The 13838-nt window shown below is 69.6% G+C and carries 9 protein-coding genes; all 9 read right to left on the reverse strand.

Going from position 1 to position 13838, the window contains the following annotated elements; translation table 11 throughout:
- Position 1: 1 nt before the first annotated feature.
- Positions 2 to 2704, reverse strand: coding sequence for a virulence factor SrfC family protein (locus tag BYZ73_RS17620; protein ID WP_112317008.1), 2703 nt, complete (start codon positions 2702 to 2704; stop codon positions 2 to 4).
- 9 nt (positions 2705 to 2713) lie between these two features.
- On the reverse strand, positions 2714 to 5830 hold the full coding sequence (locus BYZ73_RS17625) for a virulence factor SrfB (RefSeq protein WP_112317010.1): 3117 nt from the start codon (positions 5828 to 5830) through the stop codon (positions 2714 to 2716).
- Positions 5827 to 7095, reverse strand: coding sequence for a hypothetical protein (locus tag BYZ73_RS17630; protein ID WP_112317012.1), 1269 nt, complete (start codon positions 7093 to 7095; stop codon positions 5827 to 5829). The genes BYZ73_RS17625 and BYZ73_RS17630 overlap by 4 nt, the downstream gene beginning before the upstream one ends.
- A 10-nt stretch (positions 7096 to 7105) precedes the next feature.
- Positions 7106 to 8944 (reverse strand): trypsin-like peptidase domain-containing protein, encoded by a 1839-nt coding sequence (locus BYZ73_RS17635; RefSeq protein WP_112317014.1) that lies wholly within the window; start codon positions 8942 to 8944, stop codon positions 7106 to 7108.
- A 2-nt stretch (positions 8945 to 8946) separates the two neighbouring features.
- On the reverse strand, positions 8947 to 9657 hold the full coding sequence (locus BYZ73_RS17640; protein ID WP_245943211.1) for a hypothetical protein: 711 nt from the start codon (positions 9655 to 9657) through the stop codon (positions 8947 to 8949).
- A gap of 167 nt (positions 9658 to 9824) precedes the next feature.
- A complete protein-coding gene (locus BYZ73_RS17645) occupies positions 9825 to 11102 on the reverse strand; it encodes a peptidoglycan-binding domain-containing protein (protein WP_245943212.1) in 1278 nt (425 codons plus the stop codon).
- A gap of 228 nt (positions 11103 to 11330) precedes the next feature.
- Positions 11331 to 12785, reverse strand: a complete 1455-nt coding sequence (locus tag BYZ73_RS17650; RefSeq protein ID WP_245943213.1) for a peptidoglycan-binding domain-containing protein — start codon at positions 12783 to 12785, stop codon at positions 11331 to 11333.
- Positions 12786 to 13064: 279 nt separating this feature from the next.
- A complete protein-coding gene (locus BYZ73_RS17655; RefSeq protein WP_108028467.1) occupies positions 13065 to 13391 on the reverse strand; it encodes a hypothetical protein in 327 nt (108 codons plus the stop codon).
- A 232-nt stretch (positions 13392 to 13623) separates the two neighbouring features.
- On the reverse strand, positions 13624 to 13838 hold a 215-nt coding region (locus tag BYZ73_RS17660; protein ID WP_425451096.1), incomplete at its 5' end, for a hypothetical protein.

Consider the following 13838-nt stretch of genomic DNA (forward strand, 5'->3'; position numbering starts at 1 on the left):
CCTATGCGCCTCCCGCGCCGAAATCGGCCAGGATCTCGCCCAGCCTGAGGTTCTGCGCGATATTGACGGTCCCGGCATCAGTGTCCTTGGCATTGGCCACGAACATCGCGTCAAGCGCGAAGACCCAGTCGGTCCAGGTTTCCTCGGCGGTCGGGCGCGGCTCGGGCGGCAGGCCGTCGGCGTCGTCGGCGCCGGGGCGGGGCGCGAAGACCGGGCGGCTGCCGCCCTCCGGAAGCTCGACCCGGGCGCGCTGGGCCTCGGGCAGGGCATCGGTGCCCAGCACCGAGACGAAGCGGTTGATATGCTCGGCACAGACGATGGCGGCGGGCTCGGCCTGCTTGTCGACGGTCAGTCCGAAGGCCATCGCCTTGAGCTGGGCGCGGGCCCGGTCGACCACGCCGATCCGCCGCAGCGCATGGGTCAGCTCGGCCGAGAGCGTCGCGACCGATGCGGGGCTCAGGCCGAAATGGCCGACCGTCTCGACATCCTCGCGGAACCGCTTCAGCCCCTCGATCCAGACCTCGACCGCGCTTTCGGCCTGGAAGGTCTCGGCGGTCATGGTGCGGATGTCGGTGCCGTTGCCATTGCCGTTGCCGTTGCCGGACTTGGGGGCGGCGGCGGGCGCCTCGGCCAGCGCCAGATCGGCGCCCGCGGCCCGTCCGGGGCGCAGCGGGCGGCCGGGGCGCGCGGGTGCGGCCGCGGGCGCGGTCTCGGCCGAGGGGCGGGCGATGGCTGCGCTCGAGACCGCCTGCGAGATCCGGATCGACGAGGGCACCCGCGAGATGCGGTCCTGCACCTGATCCTGATCGACCATCAGCGCGGCCAGCACCGCGCCGAAGCGGTGCCGTTGCAGCGCGATTTCCAGCTCGTCGATGATCGCCGCCGCTGCCTCGCGCTTTTCCTCGATGCGCCGGCCGATATCGTCCGAGACATGGAAGGGCGCCAGATCGGCGGCGAGATCGCCCGCCAGCTTGTCGAGCTGGGCGCCGATCTGGCCGATCTTGCTGTCGGGGGTGCAGACCTCGGCCAGCCGCCCGATCAGGTAACTCACGCCGCCATCGTTCAGCCCGAGTGCCGCGTCCCAGGCGGCGGCGGGATCGGCGAAATGGCGCTGGACGCTGGCGGCCTCCAGGCAGCCCGCGCGCAGTTCGGCCAGCCGCGCCTCCTTTTCGGGGCGGATGCGGATCTCGCGCTTGGCGTCGTCGTAGTCGATCAGCCCGTCGACGAAGAAGTTGGGGTTGCGCAGCCAGTAGCAATTGTCGAAGGGCCGCCCCGGGGTCCAGCTTTCGACCCAGGGGTCCTTGCCGCGGCCGAATTTCTCCAGAAGCGAGGCCTGCATCCGCCGTTCGAACCGGGTTTCCTCGCCGCCAGCCGCAGCGCTTTCGCCCAGATGCTTGTCGAACTTGGTCAGCACGAAAAAGAGGATGCAGCGGCTCGCCGCGCGCTGTTTCGCGCTGGCGCCATGGGTCATCGCGATCCAGTTCTCGACCAGGCCGGGCAGGTCGAGCGTTTCCATGTTGCTGTCCGGCACGCAGAGCAGCATCGAGGTGATTTCCTGGTTTTCGACATAGCGGTCGAAGAGATAGGCGACCTTGCCGCGCAGCAAGAGCTGGGTGACCGTCTTCTCGGGCTCGGCCAGGGTCTTCGACAGCGGCTGTTCGAACCGGTTGCGGGCGCCGGGGAAGTCCAGCAGGTCGGTCTCCTCGAACAGGTCGTAGGGCCGGGTCTGCATCGGCATCACCAGCTCGGCCGCCAGCGCGCAGACGAGCGCGCGCGGCAGCTCGACCCGGGCGCCCGAGGGCAGACACAAGGGCAGGCTGTCGCCACCCGCGCCGAAAAGCCCGTGCAAGGTCTTGACGTCGATGATCGAGGTCTCGCGCGGGGTCAGGGCCGACAGCGGCGCATGCACCTCTTCGGCGTTCTGGATCTTCTGCAGCGCCTCGCCAAGCCGGATGTAAAGATCGGTGAGCGGCGCATGCCCGCCCCAGAGGATCGCGAAGAAGGCGGCGCGGTCGGCGACGCCGAGCTTCGGCGCGATCAGGGCGGCATCCTCCCAGAAGGTCTTGAGCCCGGCCGCATAGGCCGCCCGCCCGAAGCTGCGATTGACGTAATCGGCGATCTCCAGCACGTCCTCGTAGCTGACCCCCGGCACCTCGGCGCCGCCCGCTTTCGCGCGGAAGGCGGCCAGATGCGCGGTGATCGCCTCGGGCTCGGGCACGGGTTCCGACTGGTCGCCATCCATGTAGAAGGAATTGACGATGGTCCGCGCGACATCGGCCTCGGACAGCAGCACCAGCCGGATCGGAAAGCCCTCGGGGCAGGGCGCCTTGGTCATGGTGAAGCGGGTGACAAGCCCGGTCGATTCCCCTTCGCCCTCGGGATTGATCTCGCGGATATAGTCAAGCTGGCCGCCCGGCGCCTGAAAATCGGCCACCAGACGGCCGTCTTCTGGCCGCGCCAGCACCGAGACCAGGAAGGATTTCCCCGCCTGCGAGGGGCCGAAGACGCTGACCGACATCTTGGTCCGCGCCGCGCGCCCCAGCTTCTGCGCCCGACGCGCGCCCTTGCGCAGTGCCTGCACCAGCGACTTGCGGTCGAGCCCCACGGTTTCGGCATTCTCGGGGTCGGCCACCCAGTCGAGCGCCCGGCGGGCCGCGCCTTCGACCCGGGCGCATCGTTCGGCAAGCTGGTCCTTCGTCGTCATCCTGCCCCCTCAGTACCGGAACACGCCGGTGTCGATCCAGTATTCGTCGTCAAAGCCAAGCGTGTGCAGCTTCAGCACGACGTCGCCATTCTTCATCCCGCCGCCGTCGCCATCCTCGACCTGCGTGATCTCGAACGCCTCTCGCAGCGCCTCGCGTCGCAGCTTGGCCTCGGAATCCTCGCGCTCGTCATCGTCGTAATCGGCCTTCTCGAAGGTCACCCGGATCGGCGTCGGCCGCCGCTGGGCGTTCGGATTGGCGAAGTCGAGCCGGAACAGCGGCGTCGTCGTCCAGCGCTCGATGGGCAATTGCCGCGAGCCGATATGAACGGGCGAGAACATGGCGACCGTGGCGTCCTGCGCGCCGCCCTTCGTATCGAGATCGAGATCCGAGAACATCAGCTTTTCGTCGAGGATCTGGCCATTGTAATCCATCTCGCCGACGAAGCGGGCGGTCGATTTCATCTGGAAGGCGCCGGTCGTCACCTTGAAGTTCGGGATCCGGCTTTCGGACAGCGCGATCAGCATGCCGCCCACCGCGACCGTGCTTTTCGGATCGCCGATGCGCTGGGTGATCGGGTCGCGGAACGGATACCAGCGCCCGGTCTTGTAGGTATGCATCGAGACCAGCCGATAGGGCGGCACCACCAGCAGTTCCTCGACGATGGACCGCACCGCCGGCAGCCGCGAGGGCCGCCCCGTCAGCAGCACCACATCGACGCCCAGATGGTCGATGACCTCGGCCATGTTGCCCAGCACCTTCTGGAAGGCCTCGCGGGCGATGGCGTCGACATCCTCGCGCGAGGTGGTCAGCACCACATCGGCAAACCGCCAGTCCGGGGCGCCCACATCGCGCGCGGCCTGCTCGATATAGGCCAGGATCTCGTTCGAGATCAGCGGCTCGGCCGGGCCGGTCCGGGGCGGCACGACGCCATCCTCGTCGGGTTCTGGCGCGGGCCGGGGCAGGCCCAGCGTCTCGGCCACGGAAAGATCGAAGCGGTCGTATTCGGCGGCGGTCTCGCTATGGGTCAGGATCGCGACCGCCAGCGGCATCAGCGCGCGCAGCGCGAACTGGCGGCGTTTCTGCACGACCTGCTGGTCCTGCCCGCCGATATCGCCTGCGAAGAGTTCACGCAGCTTCTCGCCGACATAGCGGCCGCCCGCCGCCTCGATCGAGGTCTGAAGCCGCGGCAGCACGATGCCAGACACCACGCGTTGCAGCATGTCGTCGCCTGCAACCCGAAAGCCCTCGCGGAAGGTCTGGACCGGGTGCAGCACGCGGTTGGCCTCGGACCAGTAGGTCGAGATCATCAGATCGGTGGTGCCGCCGCCGATGTCGATGCAGGCCAGCCTGAGGCTTGGGCTCGGCGCGGCCTCGCCGGGGCGGATGCGGTCGCGGCCCTTCAGGCGCAGGAAGGCCTCGATATTGCCGTCGAATTTCTGGGTGATCTCGCTGTAGAGATAGACCAGCTGGGTGCAGCTTGCCTCGTCCCATTCGACGGTGACGGCGGGCTTGGTCTTGTAGCGGTCCAGCGCCTCGTCCATGCCCAGCATCGCCCAGACCATCTTCAGCGCGCCCTCGGCCCGGCTGCGCATGATCGCCTGTTCCTGCACCGAGGTCGCGGTGGGCAGGGTCAGGATGATGCGGTTGAGCCTACGCGGCAGGTCCGACTGCGCCCGGCGCGCGCGCGAGGCCGGATCGTTGATCTGCACCAGCGCATGGCTGAAGATCTCGGCCAGCATGAAGCCGAACAGCGACGAGCGCGAAAACCGCGGCCGGATCGCGCGGTCCGAGGGCGTGCGGCCGCGGCGGCGCAGGCGTTGCTTTTCCTCATGGCGGACCTGTTCGATCACGTCGCCCGCCTCGTTCAGCTGGCGCATTGCCGCGCGCACCGATTTGGGCAGGTTGTTCGGGTCGACATGGTTGTGAAAACGCCAGTCCTGCTGGCGCGCCTCGTCATCCCAGAGATAGCGCTTGGGCGAGGACAGCCCCGACATGGTCTCGGTGCCTTCCTCGCGCTGGATCAGCCTCAGCGCCTCGGGGCCGACGCGCACGAAGCCCGGCCACATGAAGGCGTTGCGGCGCCCCGAGCGGCTGGCGAAGCGGTCGTCGCCGAATTTCAGATCGGCGAATTCGACCCGGCTTTCGAACAGGCCCGAATAGTAAAGCTCGGGCCGCGACAGATCGCGGATCTCGAGCGGGAAGGAGCGCACCAGATCGACCCGGGATTCCCCCGGGAAGCGTTCGATCAGGATACCGCAGGTGCGCGAATTGCCCACATCCAGCACCAGATCGACATCGACCGGCGTCACCGCGTCGCGTTCCGAGACGGTGTTGACGAAGCGGATCTTCGGGATCTTCACTGCCTGGTCGATGACTTGCAGACAGGCCAGATAGCGCGCCCAATGCTCGAACTGATGCGGCAGGGTGTCTTCGGAAATGCTGCGCCCGGGCCGTTCGGCCCGCTTGAAGGACAGGAACAGCTCTTTCAGCCAGTCCGATACCCAAAGCTGCGGGTCGCGCGGCTGGCCGTCCTCGCCCTCCTCGATCCGGCGCAGGAACCAGTCCATCTGGGCGGGGTCCGAGACGAAGCGGAAATCGCGCGGGTTCTCGGCATCGGCGATCTGCGGCGCGACGTAGTGCGCCGACTGATCCTGCGCGGTCAGCGCGGTATCGAGCGCGATTTGCACCCGGTGGGTTTGCCCCGTTTCGGGATCGGGCGCGGCCAGTTCCACCACCCGCATCCGCGCCCAGGTCGAGGGGCCGGGATCGAAGCGTTCCTCGCCCGCGGGGCCGCGTTCGGATTTCATCCTGAGAACCGGCACCGGAACCCATTTCGACAGGAAGGGTTCCAGCGCTGCGGCGGGGCGGACCGAGTATTCGTCATCATCGGGCCTGGCGGCAGCTTCGAGCGGCGCGTCGAGCTCTTCGTTGCCGGTCAGCGGGATCAGCATCCGTTCGTCGGGCGCGTCGTCGACGGTGCGCTCGATGAACCGCCAGGGGCGCGCGGTCAGCTTGTCGATGGCAAAGCCGAAATCCAGCATCTGGATGCCGGAAAAGGGCACGACGGTGATGTCCTCGTGCCAGTTCACGAGCGGCCGGAGCTGTTCCTTGCGGTCAGAGATCATGGCAATCCGGGATAGTTGATGGTGGTGGTCCAGCTTTCGCCCTGACGGCTGAGGGTGCCGTTTTGCAGGGCCTCGCTGTCGGCATCGCGGATCAGCAGCTTGAAGCTGTCTGCGCCGCGCGTGCGGTCCTTGAAAAGCGTGACGGTGGCCCGGTACTGGCCCGCGGCCGGGCCGTTGAAATAGATGTTCTCGACCGGATCGGCGCTGAGCCGGTCGGCATTGCTGTCGACATCCAGATGGCCATTGCAGACGTTCTTGGCGCGATACCAGATCCGCCCGCCGGTCGGGCAGGTGACGGCCAGGTCGATATCCGAGGCGCCGGTCCAGAACAGCGAGAAGTTCAGATCGCCCCGCGTCGCGCCAGCGCCGTCAAGCGCGCGGTCGTAGCGGCTTTCCTCGACCGGGGCGGCGGCCGGTGGCGGCGGAGGCGGCGGCGGCGGGGCCGGCTGGCAGGCCCGGTCCGCGATGGCGATCTCTCGCTCGATCCGGTCTATCTGGTCCTGCAGGATCAGCGTGCTGGCATCTGCGGCCGAGGCCTCGGGCGGCGGCGCGGGGCAGAACGAGACGCCCGCAAGCCCGCGCAATCCGCAGGCCGGGACCAGAAGCGCCACGATCGCGGCCAGCATCAGCGCAAGGATCAGCCAGCCAAGCCAGAGCAGCAGCGGCCAAAGCGCGATCCCGCCGTCCCGCGTCGCGACCGCAGCGGCATCGGGCACCGTGCCGGTCCCGGCGCCGGTGGCCGACGCGTCGGCCGCAATCGTAGCGGCCGGGGCGCGCGGCGGGGTCCGGGCGGCGCCGGTCAGCTGCCCGCGCTCGGACCGCTGGCGGTCGCCGGTCCAGGCCCAGTTGACCAGAACCGGCCGTGGCGCGGGCCCGTCTCCGATGGCATGGATGCAGTCCTCTCCCGGCACCTGCAGCGCATTCCGCAGCGCCTCGGACAGCCGTTCGGCCGCGGGGCTCCCCTCGGCGCCGATCTCGTCGGCCAGCGCCCCGATATCGGCGCGCAGTGCCTCGAGCCTTTGCAGCAGCGCCCCGCGTTCTTCGGGCGCCAGCGCATCGAGCCGCCGCACCCGACCCGGGACCGGCGCATACCAGTCGTAGCGGTCGCCCTGTTCGGTCGCCACCGGCTCGGCAAAGAGGGCCGCGTGATCGGGGCCGAGCCGGTCGCGCACCGTATCGGCGATCAGTTCGTAGGACCGCTGTTCGCGGCTGCCCAGCGCGGTCAGCCCGGCCGACGAGGTGGTGACGATGAGCGCCTCGAACATCGCCGCCGTCCTATTCGCTGGGAGAGGAACGGAGGTTGAAGTTCGGCACCCCGGTCGAGGGGGCGGCCGCGCCTGCGTCCTCCGGTGTGTCGGAGGCGGCCGGGGGCACCATCGGGCGCAGTAACTGCGGCTGGCAGGGCCGGGTGACGGTTGCAGGTGTCAGCGCGGCGGATTCGAGGAAGGCCAGCAGATCGTCCGAAGACAGCGCGAAGTTCAGATTGCGCAGCGCCCCTTGCCGGACGAAGGTGTTGACCCCCACGACCCGGCCGCACATGTCGACCAGCGGCCCGCCGGAATTGCCCTGCGAGATCGGCGCCGAATGCACGACGGCGGGCGTGCCCTGCGCCAGCACCTGTTCGGCATTGACGGTGCCGTCGGTGACCGCGAGGTCCGGCACCGGGTCGGTGCCGCCCCGCCAGTCGCCCAGCAGGTCGTCGGGATAGCCCGCCGCGATCACGCTTTGCAGCTTGAGCGAATGGTCGGGCTTGAGCAGGGTGAAATAGGGCGCGTTCACCCCGTGGACCCGCAGAAGCGCGAAATCGCGCCCTGTGCTGCCGAAGGGTCCTGCGGTCTTGATGACCGTCACCGGATATTGCTGGCCGAGGCCGCGATTGGTGACGAAGATCCGGTCCTCGGGCGCGCCCTCGACGACATGATTGTTGGTCACCACAAGGTCGGGGCCGACGAAGAATCCCGAGCCGCGCTCGGCCCGCACCTGCTGGCCGGGCTGGGCATCGGCATCGGCCAGATAGCGCACGACCATCACCGTGCGCGCCTCGATCAGCTCCAGCAGCGAGGTCAGGTCCATCGCCGAGGCGCCGTCCGAGGGCACCTGCACCCGGGACGGATCGGGCGGCAGGATCGGGCGCGGATCGGCGGCGGCGCGGCTGCCGGGGGCATCGGCCGGGTTGCCGGGCTCGGGCGGCAGCAGGCCCTCGATGGTGCGACCGTCGGGCATCGTCAGCGTGCCGTCGGGGCGGCATTGCGCGCCTTCCAGCGCCGCCTGCAGCCGCGCCAGCCGCTGTTCGAGCGAGGCGTTGATCTCGGCGACGGCGGTTGCTGCGGCGGCGCGGTCGAGGGCCATGTCGGGGGCGCGGGCCGGAAAGATCCGGGTGCCGGGCATGAGCAGCCAGGCCAGCACGCCGCCTGCGATCAGAAGCAGGACCAGAAGCGGCACCCAGGCGATGGGGCCGGGCCAGACGCGCCGCACGGGCTCGGGCGCGATCGGGGCGGGGGCGATGGCGGCCCCGGCGGGACCGGCGCCAGAGACCGGAGGCGCCGCCTCGGCCCCGGCGGGCGCGGCATCGCCCCGGCGGGCCAGTGCCTCGGCGGCACTCAGCGGCGGGGCCCCGGCCAGCGGCAGGAACCGCCCCAGCGTCGCCGCGACATGGGCGCCCCGGGTGTCGGGGTCGCGGGCCATGCCGAGGGGCAGCATGCCCCAGTTCAGGATCACCGGCTGGCCGTCGACCACCCAGATATCGCCATCGGGATGGTTTGCCAGATGCAGCGCCGCGCCAAAGAGCGGCCCGTCCTCGGGATCGCTTAGATGGGCGCGGATGCCGCGCAGCCGTTCGCTCAGCGCCGCCTCGACCCGGACCCGGTCGGCTTCGTCCAGCGCGCGAAGCGGTCGGCCTTCGCCGGGATGATCGGTGTACCAGGCGACGCTGGCCGGGGCGGAATCGTTGCCGCGGCTCAGCAGCGGCTCGGCAAACAGCGCGGCCGCCTCGGGCGAGACCCGCTCGCGCAGCGCCTGGGTCAGCGCGCCATGGCTTTCCAGCGCCAGCCCGCCGCCGATCTCGAGGCACTGGCTCAGCTCGATCTGGCACTTGGTCAGGAAATGCTCGGCCATGGTCACTGGTCCTCGGTTCTGCGGCGCAGGCGGACCTCGCCGCGGCCGCCGGTCTCGGGCTGGAAATTCACGCAACTGGCGCTGCCGTCGCCCGCCAGCTCGCAGGTGATGATGCGCTGATGGATGTAGCCGCCGTCGGAACAGGGCAGATTGCCCGGTTCGCGCACCTCAAGACGCTGGTCGCCGCCCGCCAAGCCGCTCAGGTCGAGGAACTGGCCCGAGACCGCGCCCTGGCAGGTGGTGCCATTGGTGGCGGTCATCGTCTCGCGGCCATTGCCCTGGCGGTCGAAGCACATCTCCCACTGGGTGTAATGGGTGATCCGGCCGGTCTGGATGTCGCGGGTGCGGAAATCGGAATCGAGCTCCCAGCAGCCATCCAGCACGCGGATGTCGCCGCGGCTCCAGCTGCCCGGGTCGATCCCGGCGCTGTCCGGCGCGGGGGCCGGTTCGGGCTCGGGCAGAGGGGCGGGCGGGGGCGCGGGCGGCACCGCCTCGCATTGCAGCGCGGCCAGTTCGTTCTCGGTCCGGCGGATATCGCGCGTGAGCGCCAGATTGCGGTCGCGCAGCGCGTCGAGCCGCGCGGCCGCCGCGATGTCGGCGTCGGACGGACAGCTTTGCGGAAGCCATCTGTCCAGCACCGCAAGCTCGACCCGGCAGGCGGCGAGGGCCGCATATCCGGCTGCGCCGACAATGGCCAGAAGTCCCACCGCCATTCCCAAAATCGCCGCACGCAGCATCTCAATCCGCCGTCATCAAACGCATTCGCAATGCGAAATTATGCCTTGAGTTAATGGCATTTGAAACAGCGGGTCAACCGCCGCGCGGGTCCCGGACCCGAAGGCCGGGGCCCGTGCGGGCGCCGGTCGCGTCCGGGCGCCGGTCAGTTCTGCTGGAGGTTGAAATTCGGCATGCCGGTCCCGGTCGCCGAGGTCGCATTGCCGCCACCGGAAAGGCCCCCGGTGCGCAGCGCCGCGCGCATCACCGCCACCCGCTCGCCGCTCTGGCTGGGCCGGACGGCCGGGTCGGCGCCGCGGTCCAGCGCGTCGAAGGCGATGTCGTACCAGCCCTGCGCCTGGTCGGGATTGCGCGCAGTGCCGTAGCCGCCGCGCAGATGGTGGCCGACCAGCTCGGCATAGGGCCGGGCGCCGGTGCCCACCAGCATCAGCGCCGAGGCCAGCGCGACCCGGGCATCGTCGGTGCGATAGCCATAGCCCAGGCAGACCGTCGCCGCGTCGGTGATCTGGCGCATGTCGGCGCCGATGTCGCGGACGCGCCGGTCGGCGGCCTCGGTCAGTTCCACCGCCGAGCGGCTGCCAAGCTGCCCGATCTGGTCGGCCATCCGGTCCACGACCCAGCGGCAGTTCTCGGACAGGGTCTGATCGGTCATGCCGCTGCCGTCCAGCAGGTTTTCGGACCGGCTGAGAGCATAGCTGCTGGCGCTGCAGAACTGTTCGTCCATCGCCTGGCGCGCGCGGTCGGGGCCGGTGATCCCGGCCGGGGTCAGGACCGGACCGCTGGCATTGGTGACCATCTGGCTACTGGCGCAGGCATTGGCCATCGAGGCGCTGGGCGTCGGCATCTCGGGCAGGCGGGGCTGCGTCGTTTGACCGGCGGAAGCCCCCTGCACCGGGCAGCGTCCGGTCTCGCGGCAATAATCGCCGCCGCGCGTCTCGGTCTGATAGGCGCGCAAGAGCTCCTGACCATAGATCCCCGGATAGGCTGCACCGCGGCCCGCCTGCGCCCAGTTATAGGCGCCGACGAGAGTCTGCCGCTGATAGAGGTCGAGCTGGCCGGTCGCCGGATAGCCCATGTAGGTCTGATAGCGCGAGATCGCCTGGCGGGTGTTGCGGCCCATCACGCCGTCGGCGCCGCCCGCCTCATAGCCGAAATAGTTCAGCGCCTGCTGGTCGGTGCGCACCGTCGGATCGGCGACCGCGCGGGGGGCGGGCGCAGGCGCGGCGGTGCGCTGCGGGGTGCCGCTGGGTTGGGTCTGGCGGTTTCCGCCCAGCCCGCAGCGGCCCGGATTGGCCATGCAGAAGAAGGCGCCTGCGGCGATGCCCAGCTTGACGACATCGCCGGTATCGGCCCGCAGGGGGGCGGGGGCCGGCAGGCTGAGGGCTGTGGCGGTGGCGGCGATCAGGAAAGCCCTGGGTGTCATCTCGATGTCCTCCAACTCACATCCGGCGACCGGACGGTGTTTTGCCCGAACATAGCGTATCGTCAGCCGGGGTCGACCGCTGATCGGCGTCGGAGGCAGCGGTTGGACCCCGTCCCGGCAGGCGCCCGCCGATCCGGGACCCGGGCGAGGACGGCCCCTTGGGCTTGATGCCCGTGGCGGGTCTTGTGGCGGGCAGGGCTCCGGAGGCGCCCCGCCCGCTTCTCCGGCTCAGTTGCCGATGTTGAAGCTCGGCAGCGCGGCCGGGGCCGGGGCGGCGGCCCCCGCGGCCGAGGCACCGGTCAGCACCGGGGCGGGCGCTCGGCCATCGAGGGCGGCCCGCATGATCGCCACGCGCTGGGCGCTCTGGCTCGGCAGGAAGACTGGCGTGGCGCCGCTATCGAGCGCGGCGAAGGCCGTGTCATACCATCCGCGCGCCCTGGCCGGATCGGCGCCGACCCCGAACCCGTCGCGCAGATGGTGACCCAGAAGCTCGGCATAGGGCCGGGCACCGGCGCCGACCAGAAGCATCGAGGCGGCCAGCACCAGATCGGAATCGTCGGTGCGGTAGCCGTAGCCGAGACAGACCTCGCCGGTCTGGATCAGGCCCTGCGGATCGGCGCCCGCGGATTGCCGGATCTTCTGCTCGGCGGCTGCGGCCAGATCGGCCGCCTCCCGGCCGCTCAGCGCGTCGGTCTCGGGCCGCATGAAATCGACGACCTGCTGGCAGTTCTGGGCCAGCTGATCGTCGCTGACCCCGGCGCCGCTCAGCATGCTTTCGGTCGTGCTGACGGCATAGGTGCTGGCACTGCAGAACTGTTCGTCCAGCGCCTGGGTCGGGTTCGTCACCCCGGCCGGGGCGGTCACCGCCCCGCCATTGGCCGAGGACACCATCTGCACGGTCTGGCAGTGATCGGCGACCGAACGATACGCGGTGCTGTCGGGCAGCTCGAACCCGGGCAGCGCGCCCCCCGTCGTCAGCACCTGGTTCGCGACCTGCTGGGGCGCCTGGCCTTGCGGCTGCAGGAAGGGTTGCGGCGCGCCCTGCTGCGGATAGGACGGCACCGGCACCTGCGACGGCATCGCGCCATTGGCGCCATAGCCGGTTTCGGAGGGATAGCCGTTGGCCGCCGGATAGCCGGGGCCGCCCGGATAGCCGTTGGCTCCGGCATAGCCCTGTCCGCCGCCATAGGCGTTCTGGCCGCCATAGCCGCCGCCCGCACAGCGCCCGGTCTCCTGGCAGTAATTGCCGCCGCGGGCATAGCTCGAATAGGCGCGCAGAAGCTCCTGTCCCTGGATGCCGGGATAGGTCGCGTTTCCGCCCGATTGCGCCCAGTTATAGGCGCCGACGAGGGTCTGGCGCTGATAGGGGTCGAGCTGGCCGGTCACCGGATAGCCCATATAGCCCTGATAGCGCGAGATCGCGTCGCGGGTCCGGCGGCCCGTGACGCCATCGGCGCCCCCGGCATCGTAGCCGAAATAGTTCAGCGCCTGCTGGTCGGTGCGGACCGTGGGGTCGCCCGCCGGGCGGGCCGCGGTGCGGTTGCTGCGGCCCTGATTGCGGCCGTTCAGGCAGCCGGTGACCGCACAAAGGATCGCCCCGCCCACAATCACCTTGCCCAGATCGTCGGCCCGGACACGCTCTGCCGGCATCGTCAGGGCGAGGCTGGCCATCGCCGTGGTCACAAAAAACGTCCTGACACGCATTCCCTTATCCCCTGTAATTGGAAGTCAAATCTTAATCCGTTTAATCATAGCGAATTACGCCGCCCGAATCTTCCAACAAAAAGCCCGTGCGCTCAAGGCGTTCCGGGCCTTGACGAAACGCCGGGCGCGCCGGCCCGGGGCGGCTGCAGAATCGGCCGCCCCGGTACTTTCTCGGTGCTTTCCCGGTGCTTTCCGGTTGCTCTCGGGCTGTTTTCGCGCTGTTTTCCCGGGCCGTTCCGCGGCCCGGTGCGGGCGCTTTCAAGCCCCGCGATGCATGACCAGAACCGCGGCAAGCGCCAGAGCGATCCCCAGCGCGTCGCGAAGCAGAAAGCTTTCGCGGAACACCAGAACGCCCAGAAGCGCCAGCGCGATCAGCGTGGCCGAGGCATAAAGCACGGCAACCAGCGCCAGGGCGTGGTCGCGCATCAGATAGAACCAGGCGAAGGCGGGGCTGCCGTAGCAGACGGCCCCCAGCGCAAATCCCCAGGATGTGAGCCCCGTGGGCGAGGCGGATGCAATCTTTATGAGAACGTCGCCGGCAATGGTGAATGCGGTTGCCAGGGCAAGCCAGAATACCGTTTCCAAGAAAAATCTCCCGTACCGGCGCCCGACCTGCGTGACACGGTCGGCTTTCCGGCAGAAGAAACGTGAACGACCTCCCTCGCACACGCGGTCCCATCATCCGCCGGATTTCGGGCGGAAGTCAACGGGGCGTGGCGGGAGGAGGTCGCTGCCGGAAGCCCGGGCCTTCGCTTTCTCCGCGCGGCTCGCCCCTGCGATCCTGGGGCATCGCCGCGCGGAAAACGCGGGTCGGGACCTAAAAGTCCTTCCAGTCGCCGCCATTCGCGATGCGGCGCGGGGTCAGGTCCGCCGCCGGTGCCGGCGCGAAGGCCAGAGGCGTCGTTTCGCGCGGACGCACCCCGCCGCCGGTCTGGGTTTTCAGACGGAACCGGGCGACGAGGCTCTGCAGATTGCCCGCCTCCTGCTTCATCGTCACCGCGGCGGCGTTCGCCTCCTCGACCATGGCGGCGT

It is taken from the genome of Rhodovulum viride (assembly GCF_003265965.1).
Classification (GTDB): Bacteria; Pseudomonadota; Alphaproteobacteria; order Rhodobacterales; family Rhodobacteraceae; genus Rhodovulum; species Rhodovulum kholense.

Bases quoted from the DNA above. Each gene is read 5' to 3' on its own strand.
- BYZ73_RS17620 (WP_112317008.1), bottom strand. From the start codon at position 2,704: ATGACGACGAAGGACCAGCTTGCCGAACGATGCGCCCGGGTCGAAGGC.
- BYZ73_RS17625 (WP_112317010.1), bottom strand. From the start codon at position 5,830: ATGATCTCTGACCGCAAGGAACAGCTCCGGCCGCTCGTGAACTGGCAC.
- BYZ73_RS17630 (WP_112317012.1), bottom strand. From the start codon at position 7,095: ATGTTCGAGGCGCTCATCGTCACCACCTCGTCGGCCGGGCTGACCGCG.
- BYZ73_RS17635 (WP_112317014.1), bottom strand. From the start codon at position 8,944: ATGGCCGAGCATTTCCTGACCAAGTGCCAGATCGAGCTGAGCCAGTGC.
- BYZ73_RS17640 (WP_245943211.1), bottom strand. From the start codon at position 9,657: ATGGCGGTGGGACTTCTGGCCATTGTCGGCGCAGCCGGATATGCGGCC.
- BYZ73_RS17645 (WP_245943212.1), bottom strand. From the start codon at position 11,102: ATGACACCCAGGGCTTTCCTGATCGCCGCCACCGCCACAGCCCTCAGC.